We start from the raw sequence: 24,399 nt of genomic DNA on the forward strand, positions 1-24,399 counted from the left end.
TTCGTCGCCGGCGCGGGACGGGTCGATACTCTCGTTCAGCGGAACGACGTTTCCGCGAACCGAAACGTCGATAGGCGTCACCGTTCATCCCGCCGACATGGTGTCGTCTGTCGCCGGGACGTTTTCCGCGGTGTTCGCGCCCGAGTACTTCGTCCTCCTCTGTACGCTCGCACTGATCGGCTACGAATGGCGGGCCGCACCAGCGAGGAACTATCCGGGGCTCGCAGTCCGGGTAGGAGCGCTCACCGCGGCCTGGGCCGTCGCGTACGTCGTTTACGACGCGGGTCCAGTTCTCTTCGACACCGTCCCGGAGTGGGGACCGGATTTCACCGGCAGCCTCGGCATCGCTGTCGGCTTCTTTCTCCTCTGGGCGGTCTGGCGGCTCCGAGTCTGGGGACCGCTACTCCCGGCGCTTTCGGCGGTACTCCTCGGTCTAACCGTCCCTCACCTCCTGCTGACGCCGTTCTGGGACGTATCGAGTCACGTTGCCTACGCCGCCGCACCGGCGGGCTATCTGGCCCTGCTCGACCGCCGGTTTTCGCCGCTGCTTGCCGTCCCGGTCGGAATGGTCGTCGCCCGTCCCCTCGCCGGCGCGCACACGTGGCCGGAATCTATCGGCGGTCTCCTGTTGGCCGCCGGCGTCCTCGCGTGCTTCCGGTACGTGCGGGGCCGGGAGAGTGACGCTTTCAATACCGCCGCGCGCGAGATCCGACCATGAGTAACCAGGAGGTTCCGACCCCCTCTGGACTGCCCGTTCTGGGCCACACCGTGGCGTTCGCCCGCGACCCGTTCGGTTTTCTCGACCGGGCTACCGGCGAGGCGGGCGACGCGTTCCGGATGGATGTCGTCGGGACGGACGTCTACGTCCTCACGCATCCGGAGCACTTCAGACAGGTGCTCGTGACGGACGTCGACCGGTTCGGGAAAACGGAGGATTTCTCGCGGGCGTTCGGCTCCGGCCTGCTCTCCACCGAGGGCGACCGGTGGCGACGACAGCGGGACCAGCTGCAGCCGTTCTTCTACGCCGACCGGATCCGAGGGTACGGAGACACCATGGTCGAGCAGATAGAGCGTCGCGCGGAACGGTGGTCGCCCGGCGAGACGCTGGACGTTGCGAGCGAGATGAAAACCCTCACGCTCGAAGTGCTGTTCGCGACGCTGTTCGGCCGCGAACTGGACCCGACGGCCGACGCGGACCTCTACGCCGCCGCGAACGGACTGAACGCGTGGTTCGCGCCGTCGTCGTGGGCGCTCCCAACGTGGGTACCGACGCCCGCGCGGCGGCGGTTCCGAAACTCGTCGCAACGACTCCGGGAGGAGGTCGACCGTCTCGTTCGGGCCCGGGAGCGGGCGGACGGCGCGGGCGACGACCTCGTCTCAAAACTCCTCGCAGTCCGCGACGCCGCCGACGGACGGGGTCCGACTGACGAGACGATCAAAGACCAGCTAGTGACGTTCACGTTCGCCGGTCACGAGACGACGGCGCTTGCCCTGACGTACACCTGGTATCTCCTATCGGAACATCCGGACGTGCGCGACCAGCTCTACGCCGAACTCGACGCGGTTGTCGATGGGCGCGAGCCGACCGCTGCGGACGTCGAGCGACTCGATTACGCGGATAGCGTCCTCCGGGAAGCGATGCGGCTCTACCCCCCGGTCCACACCATCCCGCGCCGGACGGAGGACGCAGTCGACGTCGACGGCTACCGCATCCCGGCCAACAGCGAAGTCCACCTCTCGGTCCGGCAGGTACATCGCAACGGGGAGTTTTACGACGACCCCGGCGCGTTCCGACCGGAGCGATGGACCGAGGCGTCCGACCGTGAGAGACACGAGTTCGCCTACGCCCCGTTCGGCGGCGGCCGGCGAACCTGCATCGGCCGGGCGTTCGCGCTGTTCGAGGCGAAACTGGTGCTCGCGACTATCGGTCAGCGGTACCGCCTTGACGCGCCGGCTGACTTCGCCCTCCAACTCGACCCGCAGATGACGACGCAACCTGACGGCGCGGTGCCGATGGCCGTCACCGAACGCGACTGACGGCGTGGGGTGGTATGCGCTGCGTGCGAGCAGTTCGTCCCGCGTCTGGACGGTGAGGGAAGCGCCGCCGGTGGACGACTCCTTGGACTGACGAGATACTGGCCGGCATCCAGGTGTCTCCACTGATAGCCGTTGTGAACCTGCGTGTCCTCGTGTACGATTCCGTCGACGAAACGGGTGAACGGCTCCGTCACCGTCCCGGCGTACGCGCGCCGGGGAGAAAAGCGCTAGTCGTCCTCCAAAACGTCGGTCTGTTCCTGGTAGCGGTTCCGGATAGTCACTTCCGTCACCTGCGCGACCTCGGCCACCTCCCGCTGGGTCTGTTTTTCGTCGCACTCCAGCGAGGCGGTGTAGATCGCGGCTGCCGCGAACCCGGTTGGGGACTTCCCGGAGTGGAGCCCTTCCTTCGCGGTCTCCTCGACTATCTCTCTTGCACGCGTCCGTACCTCCTCGTTCACGTCGAGCTCCGAGCTAAACCGCGGGATGAACTGCTTCGGGTCGACGGGTTTCATCTCGAGGTCGAGTTCCTGGGAGATGTACCGGTACGTTCGGCCGATCTCTCGACGGTCGACCCGGGAGACCTCGGTGATCTCCTCTAAGCTCCTGGCGATCCCTTCCTTGCGGCAGGAGGCGTACAGCGTCGCGGTGGCGACGCCCTCGATGGAACGCCCGCGGATGAGGTCCTCGTCCAGAGCGCGGCGATACATCACGCTCGATATCTCCCGGACGAACCGGGGGACGCCGAGCGCGGACGCCATGCGGTCTATCTCGGAGAGCGCCTGCTTCAGGTTGCGCTCACCGGCGTCGCGGGTGCGGATCCGGCGCTGCCACTTCCGGAGCCTGTGTAACTGTCCGCGCTTCTCGGATTCGATCGACCGCCCCTTCGCGTCCGTGTTGCGCCAGTCGATATCCGTCGTCAGTCCGCGGTCGTGCATCGTCTCGGTCGTCGGTGCCCCGACCCGAGACTTTTCCTGCCGTTCCTGGTGGCTGAACGCCCGCCACTCCGGCCCGTAATCGATCGCCTCGTCGTCGACGACGAGGCCGCAGTCGTCACAGACAAGTTCCCCACGGTCGGGGCTCTGGACGAACCGTTCGGTGCCACACTCCGGGCACTCGGAGTCCTCCTCTGTGCTCTCTGGTTCTATCTCGGCGCGACGGCCGCTTCGATGGGTGTTCAGGCGTGACATTGTGTGCATCCGGGAGATGACGGCGGCGACTGGCAGTCCCGACCAGACGGAAAAGCGCCAGCAGTTCGACCGACTGCCCCCATCCCCTCTTCTGTTTTCGCGTTACCGATCCCGACCCTTTGTTATGAACCGGCTATGATCGCCCGACCGAGGGCAACGTCTGGTTACTCGGTGACATACCACTGCGATGCCTCCGTGCCAGTCCCGTCGGGGGGTTTGTACCCTTCTACGCGAACGTAAGGGGTGTCTTCCCGTGACCGTTCTCAATCGTTTCTGTCAATTACTGCGCCGCCCATCTTACTAGATACCAAACAGAACAGTAACGTACAACTATACCCCGTTCCGGGCCTGCTCTGTACCGGCTCCGAGACCGGCCGCCGGCGGAACGGGGTGTCGGTACTGACGCCGTACCATGGCGGTCTACCGCCGGGTTCGACTCCGGGTTGTTCTCTTACCGAACGTATCGTCGGCTATACGGACGCTAATTCGTCCTTTCTTCCGTCGCTATCCGCCGATGAGTGGGGTCGGTCGTCACTCTTCCCGGTCGTACGCACCCGCTTTCTCTAACCGCCCCCGCGCCGCCAGCACTGACGGCGTTCGACAGACGCCCGGGGCACCCGTGACCTGCGGCACCGTGCAGTTGTTGCAGCTCTCGCAGACTGTCCGGGCGGGGGGTTCGTCGAGCAAGCGTGCTCCGAGTCGGGGTTCGGCGTAGAACGGGCGGCCAACGCCGACCGCGTCGCAGGCGTCACCCAGCAGGCGGTCTATCTGCTCGCGGCCCCGGATCCCGCCTTCCGCGAGGACCGGAACATCGACGCGGTCGCGGACGCGACGGCAGAAATCCGCGTTCCATCCCGGTTCGAAGCCGTACCGCCGCGACTGCAGTCGGTTGAGCGCGGCGACGAGTCGTTTGCGGAACCGTCCGCCGAACGCCGCGTCGTACCCTGTCTGAAACCGCTCGTCCGACCACGCGCGCTCCGGAAACTCGCCGCGGACAATGCTCATGTCCCACACCACGGACCCTTGTACCGGAACGACGGCGTCGTACCCTATCTCGCACAGCAACTCGGCGATCCGAACGCCGTCTCCGAGGCTCAGATGCCGTCGGACGAGCGCCGGAGCGGCGGTTTCGGCCGGCACTTTCGTCACCAGGGGGATGTCGCCCGCCCGCTCCCGGATCTCGTCGTGGACGACTTCGAGAAATCGAACGCGCTCCCGGTGTGACCCGCCGAACTCGTCGTCCCGGCGGTTGTAAAACGGTGAGAGGAACTGCTGGACGATGCCCATGTTCGCCCCGGCGAGGTGGACCATGTCGTAGCCCGCATTGACGGCGCGCTCCGCGGCGGCCCCGAAGTCGGCGGCGAGGTCGTACACCTCCGCGGTCGAAAGCACGTGCGGGTCGTACGACAGAAAGCCCGACCTATCGAGCGCGCGGAGTTGCCAGGGGAGACGGGAGACAGCGAGTTGCTCCAGACCGGGATTCGCCTCGCGGTACTCCGCGTGCCACGTCTCCATGCTCCGGAGGCCGCCGTGTTCGAGTTGTATCGCGATCCGGCCACCGTGGTCGTGGACGGCGTCGGTCAGCGCGGACAGTTCCGCGACGAACTCGTCGTCGTGGACCCGCGTCATCCCGGGCGCGGCACACCCTCCCTCCCCGCGGACGATGGTCGCGCCCTGGAAGATCAGACCGACGCCGGACTCGGCGGTGGGCTCTAACTCCGCGATCAGCGTGTCGACGGCGTCCGGCCCGTTGCCGGCACACTCCAACAGCGGGGCGCGGTAGAGCCGGTTCGGCACGGTCAGGCCGCCGATATCGACCGGATCTTCGAGCCGGGAGGACATGCTCTCACGTTGGAGTGCGCTCGTCAAAAGCGTTCAGTCGCTCATACTGCTGAACTCGACCTATCGAAACTACTTCTCGACTTCTAACAACGCCACTCGTTCGCACACCAGAGCACCGATATCCGCGTCCGTCGCGTCGCGTTCGGCGTCGGTCACGTCGAAAAAGTCCCGGAGTAGCTCTTCGTCGGCGTGTTCGACGGCGGCGGTCGGTTCGGTGATGTCGAGCTGTTCGGTCGCGGCCTCTGTCGCGCCCGCCTCGTCGTCCCCATCTATCAGCACCACGACCGCCTGTTCGCCCTCGCTGACGCCCATCTCGAAGGCCTGGTTGATCTGTCGCCGCCCGGCGGCGTACAGCAGTATCTCGACGCCACGGTTCCGAGCGACGTTCTCGCCGCGTTCGATAGCGCGGTCTGCGAGCTCGACGGCCCGTTCGAGATGGTCCCGGCCGGCGACGTAGCGGGCGTCGAACGCCTGCACGGCACAACCATGCTCGTCTCCGATCTCCCCCAGTCGCTCGACCAGTGCGTCGGTGTCGTCGACGGTCAGGCGGCCTTCGACCAACTCCATCAGAAATCACCCAGGCTCGCCTGTCCGGCGTCGTCCGACTCGTTCGCGGCGGACGACTCCGCCGATTCCTCCCGTTCGTCTCGCCCGTCGCCTCCGCTTCCGTCCGTCGACGGGACGGCGTCGCCCGTCGCCTCGTCGACGCCCTCCATCGAGGGGTCCTCACGCCCGGCGTTTTCGAGCACGTTCTCCGCGGTCTTGCGACGGCCGCGCAGTGCGCGCAACACGACCGACTTGTCGGCCTCGCGGAGTTCGGACCGCGTCTCGATGCCGGCCTCGTACAGGCGTCGTGCGCGCTTGCGGCCGACGCCGCGGACACCCGCCAGGTCGAGCAGTTCCTCGCCGACGCCGTACTGGACGCGCTTTCGCGCCTCGCGGATGGCGGTCTCCTCCCCGACGTCGAGTTCGTTCGCCAGTTGTTCGGCGGCGTTCAAGAGCCACTCCGCGGTGTCGACCTTGCCGCGGATGTCGCCCGGCCCGATGCCGTACTTCTCGGTGATACGGTCCTCGTCCACCTCGCCGGCCCAGTCCTCCAGTAGCTTCGCCGTCTTCAGCGCGGCGAGCCAGTCCTCGAAGCGGCCCTCCTCGAACTCGCTCGGCGTCGCGCCGAGCAGTTCGCCCTCGCGCTCGTAGCACAGTTCCATGTACTCCTCGTGGTCGCCCGACCGCAGGTACAGTTCGTACATGTCCGGCGTCCGCGAGACGAGGTGATAGAGGCCGAGCGCGGTTGGTCGCCCCTCCACGGAGCGCAGGCCGTCGACGATCTCGGCGGCGCTCATCGGGTCGAGGTAGAGCCGCGAGACGGTGTGGCCGAGGGCCGTAGCTGTCAGTCTCCCCTCGTCACGGTCGACGAACTCGTTGCGTTCCAGATACTCCAGCACGTCGTCTGTCACGCGCTCTAGTCGGCCCGGCTCGGCGGACTGGGAGGCATACAGGGTTCGCTCCAGGAACGAGAGCAGTTCGTCTCGGGACCCTGCGAACCCCGTCGCGACGGTGGCGAGGACGTGGGTTCGCAGCGCCGGTTCGGCGGCCAGTTTCGACCGGACCGGCTCGGGGTCCGCGTACACGTAGCGGTCGAACAGTTCGTCGAGTTCGTCGTGACTGCTGGCGACGAGCACCGCCTCGCCGTACGGGTCCATCCCGGGCCGACCCGCGCGACCCATCATCTGGTGGACCTCCAGCACGTCGAGCGGTTGCATGCCGCCGGCGGTGCCGTCGTAGCGCCGCCAGTCCCGGACGACGACCCGTCGGCTCGGCGTGTTCACGCCCGCCGCGAGCGTCGGCGTCGCGCTGATGACCTTCAGCAACCGGTCGCGGAAGGCGTCCTCGACCAGCGAGCGGTGGTCGGCTGCCAGTCCGGCGTGGTGGAACGCGGCCCCGCCCTCGACGGCGTCCGCAAGGTCTTCGCTCGTCTCCGTGTCGCTCACGTCGCGGATCTCGTCCGCCACGTCGGCGAGTTCCTCGCGCTCCTCGACGGTCAGATGCGGGTCGACCGTGTCGGCGAGTCGCCGCGCCGCGGCCTCGGCGTTCCGACGGGAGTTGACGAACACGAGCGTCGACCCGTCGTCTTCGAGAGTGTCCCGAACGACGGCGGCGGTCTGTTTCTCGCCGCTTCGCACCTCCAGTTCGGATTGCGTGCCGTCGTCCAAGTGGAGCGCGTTCCCGTAGTGGACCCCCTTCTTCAGGTCGATGGGCCGCCACGTCGAGTCGACGAGTTCGGCGTCCAGCCACTCCGCGACGTCGTCGGCGTTGCCCACCGTCGCCGACAGCGCCACGGTCTGGAGATCCGGGTTCAACTGGCGGAGTTTCGCAAGCGTCACCTCCAGCGTCGGGCCGCGCTGGGCGTCGTCGATCAGGTGCACCTCGTCGGCGACGACACAGGAGAGGTCCTCGATCCACGCCGCGCCGTTTCTGACGAGCGAGTCGACCTTCTCGCTGGTCGCGACGACGATGTCTTTCGTCGACAGCCACTCGCCGTCGCTCTCGTAGTTGCCGGTTGAAACGCCGACTGAGACGCCGTACTCCTCGAACTCCTCGAACTCGGCTTTCTTCTCGCTCGCAAGCGCCCGGAGCGGGACGATGTACAGCGCTTTCCCGCCGGAAGACGCGCTCTGCTCGTCTGCCGAGCCGTCCGAGCGTGGCTTGGAGACGCCCCGCTGGATCGCCGACAGCATCGCCAGTTCCGCGATGAGCGTCTTGCCGCTCGCGGTCGGGACGCTCGCGACCACGTTCTCTCCCTCGGTAACGCCCGCCTTGACGGCCTCGGCCTGCGGGGGGTAGAGCTCCTCGATCCCCTGTTCCTGCAGGTGGTCCGTGACGCCGGGCGGGAGCCCCGACAGGTCCGCTGTTTTCATTACCCCTCCGTAGGGGCGTCCTGCGGTTTAAACTGTCGTCTCGGGCGGTCAGTCGTCGTCTCGACTCCGCTGAGTGCGGTAGCCGAGGGCCGCTGTCAGGGCCGCGATGCCCGCCCCGATCCCGAACCCGTCGAGTTCGCCGGCGGCCGTTCCGGTGTCGTCGTCCGTCGTCGGAGTCTCCTCTGTCGTCCCGTCGGTGCTCGTCCCGCTTGCCGTCGTCCGGTTGGGTCCAGCAGTCGTCCCGTTCGTGTTCGTTGTCCCGCCTGCCGTCGTCGTCCGGTTGGATTCAGTCGTGGTCGACTCCTCGCCGCTTGATTCCGGCGCTTCGACCAGTGCCAGAGTTGCGCTCGATCCGTCGCCGCCGTAGTCGCTCCCCGCCACGACGACGCGGTCCCCCTCGTTCGCCGGTAGCACCGACTCCCATTTGAGCCGCGGCGAATCGTCCACGCTCGCGTGCCACGTCGTCCCGTCGTCGTTCGCCCGAAACGCCCACGGCGGCCTGGCGCAGCCCTCTCCCCAGTGGTAACCGCACGCGGCGACTCCGCCGGGAACGGACGACACGTCCTTGATGTGCGGGTCGGGTTCGAACTCCGTTTGTTCCCACTCGACCTCCCACTCCGGACCGAGTTGCGCGAGCCACGTCGAGTTCGTTCCCGCGAGGACGAGGCCGCCTTCGTCGAACCGGTCGGCGGCGATGATCTTGCGTTCGAACTCCGCCGACCGATCGATCTCGATTCCGTCGCCGACGGTGACGTGCCAGAGCCACCCCTCGGCTTCGTCGGAATCGCGCGTTCCGGCGAGTACGACGCCGTCGTCGGCCACGACCTCCGCTCGGATCTGCCGTCCGTCACGGTCGTCGAACGTCCGAGACTCGCTGACTTCGCCGGCGGAGTCGAGGAGCGTGAGATGCGGGTACGTCGGTTCGGGGGACGGCGTCGCCACGCAGAGGACGACGCTTCCATCATCGAGTTCAGCCGCAAACGTGTCGCGTCCGGACACGTCGACTGTCGTCGTCCACGCCTCGCCGCCGTCCGCGGCGGTCTTCGTTACGAACTGCTCGGCGCGCCCTTCGCCGGCGGTCCCCGCGAGCAGAAACCCGTCGTCCGCGGTGACGGCGACGGACGTCACTGACCGCCGCTCGTCGTCCCCGTACTCCCGTCGCCACTGCTCTCTGCCGTCGCCGTCGACCCGTCGGAGCCAACTGCGGCCGCTCGTTCCGGCGTCTCGGTCGATACCGGCAAGCGCGAATCCGTCGCCGTGTGCGACCGCGTCGGTCACTTTGAGGGATTCGTCTTCCCCGTAGGTGCGCTGCCAGACGACGCCGTCTGCGACGTCTTGACCGACACACGATCCGTCGTCAGCGGCGGCCGGACTGCCGACCAGTCCGACGGCCGCGGCCGTCGCTAGGAACTGTCGACGTGAGAACGCGGAGGGCATTACTGGTGCTGATACGCGGCCGGGTAATCAATGTTGACGTTACCGATCCTCTCTGGGGGCCGCTGTCGACGGTGTATCCGCCATCTCTATGTGGACACTGCGCTTACCTTTGGGCATGAAAGTCGAATTCGACCGCGACACTTGCATCGGTATGTTCCAGTGCGTCGCCGAGTGGGACGGTTTCGAGAAAGACACCGACGCCGGCAAGGCGATCCTGGTCGACGGCGAGGAGGTCGAGGAGGACCTGGTCGTCCGAGAGGTGCCCGAGGACGAGGAACTCGACGCCAAGTTCGCAGCGCGGGCCTGCCCCGTCGACGCCATCGCGGTGTACGACGAGGACGGGGAACAGCTCGTTCCCTGATAAGGCGAGGCACGACTGCTAAGGAGTGCCGAGGGCTTTCAATGTCCACTGGAGCGGCTTCGCCGCTCCGAGCCTGCTCTCCGTTCGTAACGACGCCAAAGCGCTCTCTTCGGTCTCGTGGAGGCCTAGGTCCGCTAGTCTGTGCGAGCGCTGGCGGTAGCAAGCGAACGCTCCGAGTGCCAGCCTTCCCCCGTCCGCTCGGGATGTTCGCCACGCTCACACCCGAGCGCGGCCGCTAGACGGCGACTACCCGGAGAAAAACGCCGGCTCACTGTACGACGTTCCAGGGGTCGTCCGCGTCCTGCGGGTCGTCGCGCTCTTCGGGCGACAGCTCCGCGTCCGGAACGGAGTCGCCGATCAGTTCGGCCCACTCCGTGACGTGTGTGTTCGCGTCCTTACCCATGGTCGGTCACCTACGATTGGAATCAACCCGGTTTCGCATAATTCTTTCGTCACCCCAGGTACGTGTCTGTGAACCGGCCGCTGGCGGAGGGTTCGCGGGACGAAAAATGCGGTTCTGCGGCAGGGATCGCGGCGCGACTACGAGATCTCGTCGTACTGCTCCGACAACTTGTCCGCGGCCTCGCCGAGCTGTTCGCGCTCGAAGGCGGTCAGGTCCCAGTCGATGACCTCCTCGACGCCGTCGGAGCCGATCCTGACGGGGACGCCGAAGGCGACGTCGTCGTGGCCGTACTCCCCGTCCAGTTTGACGGAGGCCGGAAGCACCTCGCCCGTATCCCGGAGGACGGCCTCGACCATGTGGCCGACGCCCGTCGCGGGGCCCCACTCTGTCGCGCCTTTCTTCTCGATGACGTTCATCGCGCTCGTCTTGAGTTCTCCGAGGATCTCGTCTTTCTGGTCGTCGTCGAACTCTGGGTCGCGACCGTCGACGCGGACCTTCGAGAAGACGGGTACCTGAGCGTCACCGTGCTCGCCCAGGATGGTCGCCTCGACGTTCTGGACGGGCGCGTCGAAGCGCTCGGCCAGCACGTAGCGGAAGCGGGCGGAGTCCAGGCGGCCGCCGAAGCCGATCACCTTCTCGCGGGCGCGTTCGCCCGTCTCGTACAGGTGGCGGTTCAGCAGGTCGACGGGGTTCGACGTCGTGATCGTCACGAAGTCGTCGTTGTGTTCGGCGATCGACGAGCCGATGTCCTCCATGATCGGCGCGTTGTCGCCCGCGAGGTCGATGCGAGTCTGTCCGGGCTGGCGCGGGATGCCGGCCGTGATGACGACCACGTCGGACCCGGCGGTGTCCTCGTAGCCGCCCTGTCGGATGGTCGTGTTCGAGTCGTACGCGACGCCGTGGTTCGCGTCGGCGGCCTGTCCGATCGTATCGTCTTCTTTATCCGGGATGTCGACGAAGACGAGTTCGTCGGCCACGTCACGGAGCGCGATGTTGTATCCTGCGGCGGCGCCGACCGTTCCGGCCGCGCCGACCACACTAACTTTCGTCATACCACGTAAATAGCGCCCGCGATTCACGTTAAAGACTTCGAAACCTCGAAATTCAGCGATGTTCGTCGGTCCCGGGTTCGTCGTTTGTCGAACTATTTGGGTTCGCAGTCCTTTTCGACCCCACGGCCCATCTAGGTGGTATGAGCGACTTCGACAAGGAAGCGGAGCGAGAGAAACTCCGCGAGCAGTTCGAGGAGGAAGAGTCCGACCGTCAGCACACCCAGCAACTGAGTGAACTCCTGTTGAAGGGCGCGACCATGACGAACAATCACTGCGACCGGTGCGGCGACCCCATCTTCCGGTACGACGGCCAGGCGTTCTGTCCGACCTGCCAGTCCGAAGGGCAGGCGGCCGGCGGAGGCGCTCAGGGTGGCGGAAACGCACAGGCGAATCCACAGAACCAGCGTTCGGCGACGAACGCAGAACGGCCCGAAACGGCCGAACGAGCGGTGGAGTCCGATGATACCGATGCCGCGGCCGGACCGACGGCGAACGAGGCAGCGCCGCAGGCTGACGTGTCTCGCCCCGCGGATCCGAAGTCGTCGTTCGCGTCTGCTCCGGCGAACGCATCGGGTCGCAGTGCCGGTCCGACGCCCGCAGAGGTCTCTTCGGAGGCCGCGCCGGAATCCGGTGATGTGGCCGCCGCCCAAGAAGCCCTCCGCGCGACGCTCACGAAGTTCTCGCGGAAGGCGGCCGAGACTGACGACCCGCGACGGGCGCGGGAGTGTCTCGCCGCCGCGCGGGAGGCCGCCGAAGCGCTCGACACACTGCCGTACTGATCCTACCCGGCGTACTCGCTCCCCACGACTTCCCGGATCCGCTCCGCTGTCACCTCGCCGACGCCGTCGGCCTCGGTGAGGTCGTCCTTCCGGGCGGTCATCACGGCTTCGACGGTGGCGAACTGCTCAAGCAGTGACCGCGCCGTGACGGGACCGACGTCGGCGATGGAACTGACGACGTACTCCTGTTGCTCCGCGAGCGTCTTCGACTGCTTCTCGCCGTGGACGCTCACCTCGCGGTCGTCGGCCTGCTGTTCGCGGCCGGCGATCACTTCGAGCAGGTCCGCGGTGTCACCCTCGCCCTCGGTCCGGAGGACGCTTACGCCGAAATCGACCGCGAGACTGGACAGCGCGCCGCGGATAGCGTTCGGGTGGACGTTGCGCTCCCCGTAGAGGTCGTCGCCTTCCAGGATCAGGACGCCTCGGGAGTAGTGTCGGGTCAGGTCGCCCACCTGCTCGAAGACGGAGCGCTCGTCGCCGCCGGTGAGCGTGTCGAGGAGGTCGCTGACCGTCTTGCGCTCGACCGCGACACGGTCAGAAAGGACGTAGTCGCCGACGGCGAGCGTTTCCAGTCGCGTCTCGACGCCGTCGCGCTTCGAGAGGTTCCGCGCGATATTCGAGTCGAGTTCGCGCTGGTCGACGACGATCTCCAGCGACTCCTCGTCGCCGTTCGCGGTGGCGACGGTGCCCTCTGCGACGTCGGCGGTTGCGTCGCCGTCGCTCTCGTCCGTCTCGTCGCCCGCGAAATCCTGTAATCCCGGCTGGTCGCCGCTGTTCGCCGCCGCCGCGGCCGCTCCGCCGTTCGCGGCACTGGCGTCGGTCTCCCCGCCGGACACACCTTCTGCGTCGCCACTGCTTCCGGCTGGCTCCGCGAAATCGCCGAGCCGCTGTTGGCTGTCGTCTAACTCCTCCTCTAAGTCGTCGGCGACGCCTTTCAGCTTCCGCAACTCGTCTTCCATCTCCGACTCCTTCCGGCGAGCGATCCAGAAATACGCCTCGTCGCGGGTGTCCTCCGCCATCAGAACGACGACTTTCCCCTCGGCCTGCCGGCCGGTCCGCCCCTTGCGCTGGATGGAGCGGATCGCCGTCGGAACGGGTTCGTAGAACAGCACGAGGTCGACCTCGGGAACGTCAAGCCCCTCCTCCGCGACGGAGGTAGAGACCAGCACCTCGAACTCCCCGTCCCGGAAGGCGTCTAACGTCTCCTGCTGTTCGGTCTGGGTCATTCCGTCGCTACCCTCTTTGTCGCCCTGTCCGACGAACCGCCGGGTGTCGAAATGGTTGCCGAGAAACTCCGTCAACACCTCGGCGGTGTCGCGGGACTCGGTGAAGACGATGACGCGCTCGCCGTCGTCGATGCCGAGCGTCTCCGCCAGCAACATCCGCGTCTCGGAGAACTTCGGGTGCCGGTCGTCGTACTCCTCGGCCTTGCGCATCGCCTCGCGGACTTTCGGCTCCGAGACGAGTCGCTGGCTGGCTTTCGACGCGCCCGAGGACCGAGCGGCGTTGCGCTGGCGCTCGAAGTACCGGCGCAGCGCCTCGACACTCTGGGTCTCGACGTACGTCACTGCGGTCCGAAGCTTCCGGATCTCGGCGTGTGCGGACATCCCCTGATACCCCTCGGACTGGTCGTTATCGATGAGCTTCTGGAGCTCCGCCCGCATCCCCTTCAGGTCCGTCTCCGAGAGGTCGGCGCTGGTCTTTCTGGTGACGCCGAGTTCCTTTAGCTTCTCCAGTCGGTCCTCGATCACCTCGTTCAACGCGTCGCGTATCTCGACGACGGTGTCGGGGAGTTCGATCGTCTTCCACTCGACGTCGGTCTCGTGGGTGTACTCGCCCACGTCGGCGTCGTCCTCGGTCATCACCTCGACCTCGCGGATGCCCAGGTTCTCGCAGACGGTCAGTATCTCCTCCTCGTCCCCGCCGGGCGAGGCGCTCATCCCCGTGACGAGCGGGTCGTCGGCGTCGGCGTGGTAGCGCTCGGCGATGTAGTTGTAGGCGTAGTCGCCCGTCGCACGGTGGCACTCGTCGAACGTGCAGTGGGTCACGTCAGCGAGGCTGACTCGGTTGCCGACCAGGTCGTTTTCGACGACCTGCGGCGTGGCGATGACCACACTTGCGTCCTCCCACAGTTCGGCGCGGTCGTCGGGCCTGACTTCGCCGGTGAACATCGCTATCTCCTCGTCGGGGATCGTGAGCGCGTCGCGGTAGAAGTCGGCGTGTTGCTGGACGAGCGGCTTCGTCGGCGCGAGAAACAGCGACTTTCCGCCGACCTCGTCGAGCCGTCGGGCGGTCACGAGCAGACTGACCGTCGTCTTCCCGAGGCCAGTCGGCAGGCAGACGAGCGTGTGGTCCTCGGCGGCGGTGCCGGCGAGTTTGATCTGATAGAGGCGACGCTCGATGAAGTTCGGCGTCAGCAGCGGGTGGTCGACGTAGCCCGGTTCCTCGTCCGTGGCGGCCATTGGCGGCCATTATACCCCGCCGGCGTTAAGAGTTCGTATAGCGCGGTGAAAGTGGTCCGCTATCTTGCTGGTTACCATCGGGAACGTGCTGTTGGTGAGCGTCCTCGAGACGATGCTGATGCAGTACTCGGACGCGGTGTGGGACCGCCTGCAGCCGTCGAGATAGCAGTAGATAGTAGCGCAGTTTGTTTATCCAGGATTGTGTCTGACATTGACCCGGACAGTTCGGCAACTACACGTACGAACCGAACGCTGGTACTTTTCTTAGCTATCGGTAATATTGGTGGACTCGTGCTGAATACACAACGCGTATCTCGCGATGAGATTTGTTGATTAGAAGAAGCGAGAGTGTCGATCCAAAGACACCACTTAGGAACGGTGGATTGTAAAGTCAAGTGGAGATGGCGTGTGGTATTCTGCAAAAAAGGTGAAGTAGACGGAGCTGAGAAAGTCCCTATGACACTCGATCCCTCTGAAGAACAGGATTGGGCCGAGCGGTGGGATCAGCTCTACGAGGCTCTATCGGCCGAGCCGCGTCGGATGATCATCTCTTCGTTGCTAGACGAACCACAAGAACGTCGGCTTCCGTTGCCTGATGTTGCCGAATCTCCCAACCAGCCGAAGGATGCCGAGATCTTAAGCATCCAGTTGCGCCATCACCACCTCCCCCTACTCGCGGAGGCGGGGTACGTCCGTTGGGAGGATGAGCCGTTCGTCGTCCAGCGTGGTCCTCGGTTTGAGGAACCTGCCTTCATCATAGAGCTGGTTACAGACTCCATCGACGAACTCCCCGCGTCATTGATTAGAAACTGTAAGATTTTCCAGGACCGGGTGAAAAATGACTGAACCTGATATTGTCTCCAAGATTGTCAAAGCGGTGGCTGCCGCCGATGGGGTAGACACAGCCGAACTCGACTCGCTATACGAGTACATAAACCCAGAAGCATTGTATACATTGTGCGAACAGGAGCGTGGGGAATGGAGTTTCACGTTCCAGTTCTCAGATCATCAAGTAACGGTCACCCACGATTCACAGATACTCGTCGATGGTGTCGCACATACTCCTGATGTATCGAACCGTTTCGATGCATGACCCAGAAAGAGGTACAATCACTTCAACCCGAGGTGGATGTTCTCGCTCTGCTGAACTCACCCTCTCTATTCAGCAGATAGCTTTTGGCATAGTTCGGATAAATCGATAGCCGCTTCGGTAACTACTCACCCTGTACTGGCCGCGAGTTTCACGCTCCGATCTGAATAAAGAAACCGTATTCCCAACTACTAATAGTGTTACAGGACGACGAACGCTGTCACCGCGGCGGCAATTGGGATCGTGATGTTGTCGTCGATGACGTAGGTCGCGATCACCGGCTTCACGCCGTCGGCCAGCGTCGCCGCGACGGCCGCGAGGGCGGCGGCGTGAAGCGGCAGAAACGGGTACGCTAACAGGAAACAGGTCGTGAACATCGCGGCGAGTACGGGCCATCGCTTGATCGTCCGCAGTTCGCCCGACCCGAGCAGGCCGCTGACGGGGTCGCCGAGCGTGAGCATCAGCATTGCCGGGATGGCGATCCGCGGTTCGAACACTAGGCCGACTAGGGTCCCGCCAAACACGTACAGCGCGTAGCCGGCGACGTTGTCCTGTTCGTACTCCCGTGTCAGCTTGTCGTATACGACCCACTCCAGCCCGGCGAACAGCCGGAGCGCCTCTAGCACTATCGTCACGACCGTTCCGGCGATAAGCACCCACTGGATGTGCGTCCACTGGAGGTCCAGCCAGGAGACGTGCTTGCTCAGGACGTATGCCCCCGGTATCGTCGCTCCGCTTGCGTGGACGAGTCGACGGGCGACTTCGTTCGCCATTATTCGGCGTCCGCCGGCGCGAGCAGTTCATCGAACGTCCGGCCGCCGTTCCGAAGACCGGCCAGCGACTCGGCCAGTTCGTCGACGTCGACGCGGGTCTGTTCAGTGGTGTCTCGTTCGCGGACTGTGACGGTCCCTTCTTCCAGAGTCTCGTAGTCGACCGTCACGCAAAACGGCGTGCCGACCTCGTCCTGCCTGCGGTAGCGTCGCCCGATCGCGCCGGAGTCGTCGTAGGTGACGTCCAAGCCGTTCTCCCGGAGTTCGGCGGCGATCTCTCTCGCACGCTCCGCCATGCCGTCTTTGTCCATCAGCGGGAAGACGCCGACCGTGGTCGGCGCGACTTCGGCGTCGAGTTCGAGGTACGTTCGCTCCTCGCCGTCTACCTCGTCCTCGCGGTAGGCGTGAGCGATGACGGTGTAGACGACCCGGCCGACGCCGAACGACGGTTCGACGACGTGGGGCGTGATGTGCTCGCCGGATTCTGTGACCTCCTCGACCGCGAAGCCAGTTCTCTCGACCGGCACCACGTACTCGTCGCCGTCGACCTCGACGGAGACGGTGTCGCCGTCGAACACGGTCCTGTCGCGCTCGGCTTTCGTCTCGAGCGCGTCGGCGATTTCGCCGGCCTGCCCGCCGAACTCCGGGCCGAGATAGCTCATGTCCGGGTCGACAGTTGCGCGTTCGACGGTCTTTGGCTCGTCGTACTGCTTGAACAGGGTGAACTCCTCGTCGGAGTACTCGCCGTGCTTCGAGAGGTCGTAGTCGCTACGGTAGGCGAGGCCGGCGAGTTCGAACCAGTCACCGTCTATCTCGGACTCGGCGTCCCAACAGTCGGCCGCGTAGTGGGCGCGTTCGCCCGGGAGGTGCTGGCGGAACCGGAACCGGTCCATGTCGACGCCGACCCGTTCGTACCACGGCTTGGCGACGCCGAGATAGTAGGCGACCCACTCGTTCGTGAGGATGCCGTCCTCGACCGCGTCGCCGACGGTCGTCTCGACGTAGTCGCCGTTTTCCTTGTTCTGCTCGCTGGCCGGATACAGCGTCACTTCGACGTCTTCGACCCGTTCGAGCGGCGGTTCGTCCTCCTCGGGGTCGATGAAATGCTCCAGTTCGGCCTGCGTGAACTCGCGCACCCGAATGATCGAGTTCCGCGGGCTGATCTCGTTGCGGTATGCCTTGCCGATCTGGGTGACGCCGAACGGCAACTGGTTGCGCGCGTACTCCTTGAGGCGGGGGAACTCGACGAAGATGCCCTGGGCGGTCTCAGGCCGGAGATACCCCGGTTGCGAACTGCCGGGGCCGATGTTCGTCTCGAACATGAGATTGAAGTCCTGGACGGGTTCGCCCGCCAACTCCGTCCCGCAGTTCGGACAGACGAGGTCGTGTTCGGCGATCATCTCCTCGACTTCGGAGATGGGAACGGCCTCGGCGTCCTCGATGTCGGTCGCGTCCTCGACCAGATGGTCGGCTCGGTGGCTCTCGCCGCACTCGGGACACTCGACGAGCATGTCGTCGAACCCGTCGAGGTGGCCCGACGCCTCGAAGACCGGTTCGGGCATCACGGTCGGCGCGTCTATCTCCTGGTGGCCCTCCTGTACCGCGAACCGGTCCCGCCAGGCGTTCTCGACGTTGCTTTTCAGCGTCGCGCCCTGCGGACCGTACGTGTAGAACCCGGAGACGCCGCCGTACGCACCGTTCGACTGGAAGAAAAAGCCCCGGCGCTTCGCCAGTTCCACGACGCGCTCGCCGATGTCCTCAGTCATACAGCGCCCCCAGCAGATCCACGTCGCGGACGATCCCCACCAGGTCGTCGCCGCTCACCAGCGGGATCTGCTCGATGTCGTTCGTGATCATCAGCTGTGCCACTTCCCTGGCGGTCTTCCCCGAGGTCACCGTCACGACATCGCCGGACATGAACTCCTTGACCGGACCTGCGGGGATCTCCACGTTTCGAGTCGGCAGGTAGCGGTTGCCGACCGCCTTGATACCCTCCCAGGCCCAGTCGTCGTCCTCGTTGGCGATGCTGTCGCCCGTCTCCGCCTCGCCCTCGACGACCCGCGCGACGTCGAGTACGTCCACCTCCGTGATGACTCCCGTCATCGACCCCTCGTCGTCCAGCGCTATCGCGTAGGGGACGTTCGCGTAGTATATCTCGCGCTCGGCGACGTGAAGCGGGGTGCCGTCCCAGACGGTGTTCAGGTCCCGCGAGGCGAGTTCGCCGACGGTCCGGTCACCGTCGGCTTTCTCTTCTGCGATCGCGCGAATCACGTCCGTGACTGTGACGATCCCCTCTAACTGTCCGTCGACGACGGGGACTCTTCGCGCTCGTTCCGTCACCATCAGTTCGCTTACCTCTTCGAGACTGGCGTCCTGTGTCGTCGTCGAAACCTCGTTCAATAGGAGGGCGAGCTGGTCCTCGTCGGGATTCTCGATGAGCGACTCGCGGGAGATGAGCCCGCGGTACTCCTCGCCGTCGTCGGTCTGTTTGAGAACCGGAACGGACGAAAACGACCGCTCTTGGAGGTACTCCAGTGCGTCGTCCCGAGTACCCGGAAGCTCAACGGTCACGACATCCGAGCGAGGTGTCATCGCGTCAGCGACGTTCATACCCGCTGGGTAGGACTTCTCCCCTCTTGTACCCTACGAACCCCACGCTCCCGTCTCCCGCGGTGGCGACTGCAGTGCTATCTCTCCTCGTCGAGGTCGACGAGGCGGTCGGCCTCCGGGAAGAACTTCTCGTAGTCGTCGTGTTTGAACGAACCCAGATGGTCGCCCGACAGCGTCTCTGCGTGCGTGTACATCTCGTTTTCCTCCCGGGCGGTCCGGACGGCACCCTCGGCTCGGTAGCGCTGGAAGTTGCCAGCGATCAGGATCGAGGTTTCCGTCTCCGGGTCGAGTAGCTGGGTCACGTGAAAGACTCGGCCTTCCGCTTCGGCGCGGAACACGTCGAACGCGGGGAACTCACACGCTTCGACCGCTTCACGGAACGCCTCGGCCTGGTTGTCGGGAACGACGTGTACGAGCCCCCACCGGTCTCCCGGCCCGTCTTCCGGCGGTTCAGCCGCGGTGTCTACCGCTGTCACCGTCACGGTGTCCCATCCCTCGTCTTCGAGTTCTTCCGCCATCGCCTGCATGTCGTCAAGCGTCTGACTCCACGCGTCCTTGTGGATCGGGACGCTCGCTTCCAGTTCCTCTTCGGAGCCGAGCGGCTGCGAATTGGAATCGTCATCTCTGGACTCGCCGGGTTCTCTCATACTCGTTCGTGATGATGGACCGGTGTAAGCTTTTCTGACTGCTGAAGAACTCGCGCGCCGCCGTTACCCGCCGACGCCGAAAACGAACTCCATCGCCATCGACGCCCCGAGGACAGCGAGGGAACTGAGAAACACCCGCGCACCGCCGCTCCAGCGCTCGTCATGACGGACGGTGAGGTCGTCCGGCAGTGCGGTCCGCGTCGCTTGCTCGAAGCGTGATTCGGTCTCTGGTTTCTCTTCTCCCCCGTCAGTATCGTAATCCTTCCAGGCGGCTCTCGGGCGGAGTTTCAGCGTTCCGATTCCGAACAGCAACAGGCCGAGGAAAAACAGCCAGTATTTCACGCCCGTCCATCCCCAGCCGAGCGGAAGACACAGTACTGTACCGATAACGAACACAACGGCGGCTAGCGAGACGGCGTATACGATGCCGTCGACGCCCCGTCGCACCCGGAGCGAGATGCCGCCGGTGCTCATTACTGCTGCATCTCCGTCCGATACTCACCGGGGGATGCGTACTCGCTTTTGTGTCGGTGGCACCGACTCTCGCGGCCGCTCTCGCTTATCTCGTGCGCCTCGGGATATTCAGCGTCGCACTCGCTCCCGAACTGTTCGTTGAGATACTCACCGGCGGCCTCTTCGTCGCCGTCCGCAACCATGCTCGCCGCCTCGCTGACGTGCGTCTGGACCTCCGGCGGTACGTCGAGATCACCGAACAGTTCCTCGACGATCTCGTCGATGCTGGCGAACCGTGTGTCGAATGCGAGGAACTCCTTGACGCGCTCGACGGTCGTCCGTTCGGCACGGGAGCGCTCCCGAAGTACCTCTCGGAACACCTCGATAGCCGTCCACACCTCCATGTCTATATCCCGGTACTCCTCCGGTCGGATCTTCATGGGACAGCGCGTCGAGAACGGGCAACCGGACGGCGGGTCCCGCGGGCTCGGCGGCGTACCGCGGAGCGTGATCCGGTCTTTTTCCAGGGTGGGATCCGGCTCCGGGATCGCGGACAGTAGCGAGTGCGTGTACGGGTTCCCCGGAGTCTCGAACATCTCCTCCGTCTCGCCCAGTTCCATGATGTTGCCGAGGTACATGACTGCGACGCGGTCACAGATGTGCCGGACGACGGAGAGGTCGTGGGCGATAAAGAGATACGTCAGCCCGAACTTGTCCTGTAGGTCCTCGAGCAGATTGAGTATCTTCGCCTGCACGGAGGCGTCCAGCGCGGAGACTGGCTCGTCGAGGACAACGAAATCCGGCTCTAGCGACAGCGCCCGGGCGATACCGACTCGCTGTTTCTGCCCGCCGCTGAACTGGTGCGGGTAGCGGTAGTAGTGTTCCTCCTGGAGGCCGACCGTCTCCAGGAGCTCTCTCACCCGCCGTCGCCGGATCTGGTTTCTCGACTTGTGGACCGTCACGTCGACGGTAACGCCGCCGCCGCTCTCGGTCACGTTGATCGTCAGCTCCGAACTGTCTATCGGCGCGCTCTCGCGGAGATGGATGAGTTCGGCTTCCGGGGTTACGACGATGTCGCTGTCCTCGTATTTCGCCTCCGCGACGTGACGAGCCATCTCACCGTTGACCGTCACTTCGGACGGGTCGGCGTTCTGGACGCCGACCTCGAACGTGGGCCAGTTGTGAACTTCGAGCGGTTCTCGAACTATCTCCCCGACCGTCATTCGGTTGTTGAGGCTGGAGTCGGGGTCCTGAAACACCATCTGGACGTTCCGCCGCCACTGTTTCAGCTCTTTCCCGTCCAGCGTCGTGATGTCGGTGCCGGCGTACGCGACCTCACCGGCGGTTGCGGACTCTAGCTGGACGAGCGTCCGTCCCAGGGTCGTCTTTCCGCACCCGCTCTCGCCCACGAGACCGAGCGTCTCCCCGCGTTCGATGGTGAACGAGACGTCGTCGACGGCCTTGACCGGGTTCCCACCTAACAGGCCACCTTCCTTGCCGTAGTACGTTTTCAGGCCGTTCACGTCGACGAGGGTGTCCTGCTTGCTATCCTGTACGGTCGTCTCCTGGTCTCCGTATGCTTGCTTACTCATCCGTTCCCACCTCGGTGTCGTCTCCCCGACGCTGATGCTCCGTTACCGCCTCGATTCGACTGGCGTCCTCCGGGTAGAGCAGACACGCCGCAGTGTGTTCTTTCTCCCCTTCGCCGACGGACACCTGTTCAGGGTGAACAGACGTGCACTCGTCGAACGCCTTCGGACACCGCGGTGCGAACCGGCACTGCGACGCCGGTTCGTTCGGCGTCGGCACGTCGCCCTCGATCGTCGACAAGCGGTCGCCGCCCGGGTTCCGTCCCGGAATAGACGAAAGCAGCCCTTGCGTGTAGGGATGTCGCGGGTTCTCGAACATCTCGACTACGGGCGCTTTCTCGACGACTTCGCCGGCGTACATCACGTTGACGCGCTCAGCGACCTCCGCGATGACGCCCATGTCGTGGGTGATGAACATGATCCCCAGGTCGTGTTCCTCCTGCAGTTCGGACAGGAGGTCGAGTATCTGCGCCTGGATGGTGACGTCGAGCGCCGTCGTCGGTTCGTCGCAGATCAGCACGTTCGGGTCGCAGGCTAACGCCGTCGCGATGACTGCCCGCTGGCGCATCCCTCCCGAGAACTGGTGCGGGTACTCTTTGAGCCGTCGGTTGGCGTCCGGGATCCCGACTGCCTCCAGCAGGTTCGCGGCCTCTTCGGTCGCTTCACTGCCGCGTAGTCCCTGATGGAGTCGAAGCGACTCCTTGATCTGGTTTCCGACGGTGTAAACCGGATTCAGGCTGGTCAGCGGGTCCTGAAACACCATCGCGATGTCGCCGCCGCGGACGGAGTGAACCGCGTCGTCGGGCGCTTTCGCGAGATCAACGTACCCTTCTTCGACGGTCACGTTGTCGCCGCTTCCTTCGGACTCAGCGAGGGCGATGAAGGTCTCGCTGTCGGGTTCGCTGATCGTCTCGCCCGGCGCTACCTCGACCGTCTTGTCCGGGTACTCCCGAGCTAACCGTTCGACGGTACTGGGGTGACTGTACCGGATACTGCTTCCATCGAGAACGTGTCCGGGTTCCTCGACCAGACCCATGATAGAGCGCGCGGTGACGCTCTTTCCGGACCCGCTCTCTCCGACGATACCGAGCGTCTCGCCGCGTTCGATGTCGAAGGAGATGTCATCGACCGCGCGGATCGTCTCCTTGTCTGTGAAGAACGCCGTCTGGAGGTTCTCGATCGACAGGATCGGATAGCTGTTGTCCGGGCCGACCCCGTAGGCGACTTGGCTCATGCGCCACCTCCTGCCGCGGCGGCCTCACCGCCACTGCCGGTGTCGCTCTGTGGGTCGATCGCGTCGCGGATGCCGTCGCCCAGAGCGTTAAACGCAGTCACGACGATGACGATCAGTAACCCCGGCACGATGGAGATGTGCCAGGAGTCGGTCGCGATGTACGACTGTCCGAGGTCGATGGCGCGGCCCCACTCCGGAGTCGGCGGCGTGATGCCGAGACCGAGGAAGGACAGCCCGGAGACGGAGATGATGATGCCCCCGAGCGTCATCGATCCGTAGATGAGCATGTAACCGACCACGTACGGAGCCATGTGTTTTCGCATGATCCGTCGCGGAGTCTGGCCGTAGCTCTTTGCGGCGTCCACCCACTCCTCTTGAACGACCTGGAGCGAGGGACCACGGATGGCGCGCCACATTGCGGGCCACCCCCAACTCCCAAGCAGCAATGCCAGGAGTAAGCCGCCGTTGTATATGTCCGCTATCCACGTCCCCCTGAGTATCACCACCGCCCCTATCAGTACGAGCAGGCGCGGCATCGCCTGGATGGAGTCACTCAGTATCACTGCCCCGAGGTCGACTGCACCCTTGTAGTAGGCGGACACCATCGCCAGTGAGAACGCGATCACCGATGAAATGCCGAGCGCGAGCAGGCCGATGAACAGCGAGACCCGCGACCCGGCCGCGAGGAACGTAAAGAGGTCCTTCCCGTTCGGTAACGTCCCGAACGGATGGAACCGGTCGTAATCGTCGTAGGTTCCGATACCGTGGTTCCCATTGCTTCCGCCGCCACGGGAGCGGGAGCCGAGATTTGCGTTGCCGACCAGCGTCGACCGCACTTCGCCGCTTTCCTGGTCGAGATATTCGGTCTCGTAGCTGTACGGTTCCTGGATGTTCTCTTCGACTACCGTGGGTCCGAGCGCCGGAGCGAACATCGCCATCATGAAGAACATCGCAATGACGACGAAGCCGAACTGTCCCCAGCGGTGGGTACGCATCCGGTCGATCATGTCGTCGGCCGGCGTCCAGTCCGCGTAGCGGTAGTGATTGCGGAAGACGAGATACCCCTTCCAGAACCAGGCCAGACAGCCGAACGCGTACAGGTAGATGAGCGCGACCCGAATAGCCCATGCGATGGCGGCCGGCAGGCCGAGGAAAGTGCCTTCCCAGCGCCAGAACTCTACCGTGAACCCGGCTATATCGGCTGCGAACTGCTGTCCGCCCGGAACACGGTGTCCGCGGTTCGGAATCACGTCTCGGGACAGCAGCGTGGGTATCTCCGCGAGACGGTCACCGATGCTCGCGAGCACCGACCCGACTGGTTCGAACAGGGCGAGAAGCGGGAGACCGAACAGTCGGTCAGCGATCGTTTGCCACGGCGGGAGTTCCATCATCGCGCCGAATAGCGCACCGACCTGTAACGCAACGAGCACACCGAGGACTGCGAGCCATCGGAGAGCCGGTTCCGGATTATTCCGGATACGGTCGAGCAACGGTGCGTCGTCTTTGATGGATGTTCGTTCACTCATTA

At 64.8% G+C, this 24,399-nt stretch carries 22 protein-coding genes; 6 read left to right on the plus strand and 16 right to left on the minus strand.

Translation table 11 applies throughout. The features are described from left to right. Window positions 1-97 precede the first annotated feature (97 nt). Entirely contained in the window at window positions 98-718 is a 621-nt protein-coding gene (locus EYW42_RS10480) for a hypothetical protein (RefSeq protein ID WP_135535202.1), read from the plus strand. Continuing rightward, complete coding sequence (locus tag EYW42_RS10485) at window positions 715-2,037, plus strand: cytochrome P450 (RefSeq protein WP_135535203.1); 1,323 nt, start codon at window positions 715-717, stop codon at window positions 2,035-2,037. The genes EYW42_RS10480 and EYW42_RS10485 overlap by 4 nt, the downstream gene beginning before the upstream one ends. A gap of 227 nt (window positions 2,038-2,264) precedes the next feature. Here EYW42_RS10485 and EYW42_RS10490 read toward each other — a convergent pair whose 3' ends face one another. The 5 genes from EYW42_RS10490 to EYW42_RS10510 all read right to left on the minus strand — a co-directional run bounded on the left by EYW42_RS10490 (window position 2,265) and on the right by EYW42_RS10510 (window position 9,421). Then, the gene (locus tag EYW42_RS10490; RefSeq protein ID WP_135535204.1) at window positions 2,265-3,224 is read right to left on the minus strand and encodes a transcription initiation factor IIB; all 960 of its coding nucleotides are present in this window, start codon (window positions 3,222-3,224) and stop codon (window positions 2,265-2,267) included. Window positions 3,225-3,755: 531 nt separating this feature from the next. Next, the gene (locus EYW42_RS10495) at window positions 3,756-5,066 is read right to left on the minus strand and encodes an oxidoreductase (RefSeq protein ID WP_135535205.1); all 1,311 of its coding nucleotides are present in this window, start codon (window positions 5,064-5,066) and stop codon (window positions 3,756-3,758) included. A gap of 69 nt (window positions 5,067-5,135) precedes the next feature. Then, window positions 5,136-5,633, minus strand: a complete 498-nt coding sequence (cgi121, locus tag EYW42_RS10500; protein WP_135535206.1) for a KEOPS complex subunit Cgi121 — start codon at window positions 5,631-5,633, stop codon at window positions 5,136-5,138. After that, on the minus strand, window positions 5,633-7,984 hold the full coding sequence (locus EYW42_RS10505) for an ATP-dependent DNA helicase (RefSeq protein ID WP_135535207.1): 2,352 nt from the start codon (window positions 7,982-7,984) through the stop codon (window positions 5,633-5,635). The genes cgi121 and EYW42_RS10505 overlap by 1 nt, the downstream gene beginning before the upstream one ends. A 48-nt stretch (window positions 7,985-8,032) precedes the next feature. Further along, the gene (locus EYW42_RS10510) at window positions 8,033-9,421 is read right to left on the minus strand and encodes a hypothetical protein (RefSeq protein ID WP_135535208.1); all 1,389 of its coding nucleotides are present in this window, start codon (window positions 9,419-9,421) and stop codon (window positions 8,033-8,035) included. A 115-nt stretch (window positions 9,422-9,536) separates the two neighbouring features. Here EYW42_RS10510 and EYW42_RS10515 point away from each other — a divergent pair, with 115 nt between their 5' ends. Beyond that, window positions 9,537-9,782: a ferredoxin gene (locus tag EYW42_RS10515; RefSeq protein WP_135535209.1), complete on the plus strand. Its 246-nt coding sequence runs from the start codon at window positions 9,537-9,539 to the stop codon at window positions 9,780-9,782. 268 nt (window positions 9,783-10,050) lie between these two features. Here EYW42_RS10515 and EYW42_RS20340 read toward each other — a convergent pair whose 3' ends face one another. Together EYW42_RS20340 and mdh are read right to left on the minus strand one after the other, a co-directional pair. Then, window positions 10,051-10,185, minus strand: a complete 135-nt coding sequence (locus tag EYW42_RS20340) for a hypothetical protein (protein ID WP_259371289.1) — start codon at window positions 10,183-10,185, stop codon at window positions 10,051-10,053. A gap of 137 nt (window positions 10,186-10,322) precedes the next feature. Then, a complete protein-coding gene (gene mdh / locus EYW42_RS10520) occupies window positions 10,323-11,237 on the minus strand; it encodes a malate dehydrogenase (RefSeq protein ID WP_135535210.1) in 915 nt (304 codons plus the stop codon). Window positions 11,238-11,377: 140 nt separating this feature from the next. Here mdh and EYW42_RS10525 point away from each other — a divergent pair, with 140 nt between their 5' ends. Beyond that, window positions 11,378-12,016 carry an Sjogren's syndrome/scleroderma autoantigen 1 family protein gene (locus EYW42_RS10525; protein WP_135535211.1) on the plus strand — a complete coding sequence of 213 codons (639 nt, stop codon included), beginning with the start codon at window positions 11,378-11,380 and terminating at the stop codon, window positions 12,014-12,016. A gap of 2 nt (window positions 12,017-12,018) precedes the next feature. Here EYW42_RS10525 and EYW42_RS10530 read toward each other — a convergent pair whose 3' ends face one another. After that, complete coding sequence (locus EYW42_RS10530; RefSeq protein ID WP_135535212.1) at window positions 12,019-14,478, minus strand: DEAD/DEAH box helicase; 2,460 nt, start codon at window positions 14,476-14,478, stop codon at window positions 12,019-12,021. 456 nt (window positions 14,479-14,934) lie between these two features. On the opposite strand from EYW42_RS10530, the gene EYW42_RS10535 reads away from it, so the two are divergent. Further along, the gene (locus EYW42_RS10535) at window positions 14,935-15,324 is read left to right on the plus strand and encodes a hypothetical protein (RefSeq protein ID WP_135535213.1); all 390 of its coding nucleotides are present in this window, start codon (window positions 14,935-14,937) and stop codon (window positions 15,322-15,324) included. Beyond that, window positions 15,317-15,571, plus strand: coding sequence for a HalOD1 output domain-containing protein (locus EYW42_RS10540; protein WP_135535214.1), 255 nt, complete (start codon window positions 15,317-15,319; stop codon window positions 15,569-15,571). Before EYW42_RS10535 ends, EYW42_RS10540 begins: the two co-directional genes overlap by 8 nt. A gap of 197 nt (window positions 15,572-15,768) precedes the next feature. Here EYW42_RS10540 and EYW42_RS10545 read toward each other — a convergent pair whose 3' ends face one another. From EYW42_RS10545 to EYW42_RS10580, 8 genes are all read right to left on the minus strand, one after another. Then, a complete protein-coding gene (locus EYW42_RS10545; protein WP_135535215.1) occupies window positions 15,769-16,341 on the minus strand; it encodes a dolichol kinase in 573 nt (190 codons plus the stop codon). Then, window positions 16,341-18,104 (minus strand): glycine--tRNA ligase, encoded by a 1,764-nt coding sequence (gene glyS, locus EYW42_RS10550; protein WP_135535216.1) that lies wholly within the window; start codon window positions 18,102-18,104, stop codon window positions 16,341-16,343. Before glyS ends, EYW42_RS10545 begins: the two co-directional genes overlap by 1 nt. Then, entirely contained in the window at window positions 18,097-18,948 is an 852-nt protein-coding gene (locus EYW42_RS10555) for a CBS domain-containing protein (RefSeq protein WP_135535217.1), read from the minus strand. Before EYW42_RS10555 ends, glyS begins: the two co-directional genes overlap by 8 nt. A gap of 77 nt (window positions 18,949-19,025) precedes the next feature. Then, window positions 19,026-19,595 (minus strand): DUF7529 family protein, encoded by a 570-nt coding sequence (locus tag EYW42_RS10560; RefSeq protein WP_135535218.1) that lies wholly within the window; start codon window positions 19,593-19,595, stop codon window positions 19,026-19,028. Between the two features lie 63 nt (window positions 19,596-19,658). Beyond that, complete coding sequence (locus EYW42_RS10565) at window positions 19,659-20,069, minus strand: DUF7555 family protein (protein ID WP_135535219.1); 411 nt, start codon at window positions 20,067-20,069, stop codon at window positions 19,659-19,661. Then, window positions 20,069-21,640 carry an ABC transporter ATP-binding protein gene (locus tag EYW42_RS10570; protein WP_135535220.1) on the minus strand — a complete coding sequence of 524 codons (1,572 nt, stop codon included), beginning with the start codon at window positions 21,638-21,640 and terminating at the stop codon, window positions 20,069-20,071. Before EYW42_RS10570 ends, EYW42_RS10565 begins: the two co-directional genes overlap by 1 nt. Beyond that, a complete protein-coding gene (locus EYW42_RS10575) occupies window positions 21,633-22,871 on the minus strand; it encodes an ABC transporter ATP-binding protein (RefSeq protein WP_135535221.1) in 1,239 nt (412 codons plus the stop codon). Before EYW42_RS10575 ends, EYW42_RS10570 begins: the two co-directional genes overlap by 8 nt. Next, the gene (locus EYW42_RS10580) at window positions 22,868-24,397 is read right to left on the minus strand and encodes an ABC transporter permease (RefSeq protein WP_135535222.1); all 1,530 of its coding nucleotides are present in this window, start codon (window positions 24,395-24,397) and stop codon (window positions 22,868-22,870) included. The genes EYW42_RS10575 and EYW42_RS10580 overlap by 4 nt, the downstream gene beginning before the upstream one ends. Window positions 24,398-24,399: the final 2 nt, after the last annotated feature.

The sequence above is a fragment of the Halostella pelagica genome, from assembly GCF_004762015.1.
In the GTDB taxonomy this organism is placed as follows: Archaea; Halobacteriota; Halobacteria; order Halobacteriales; family Natronoarchaeaceae; genus Halostella; species Halostella pelagica.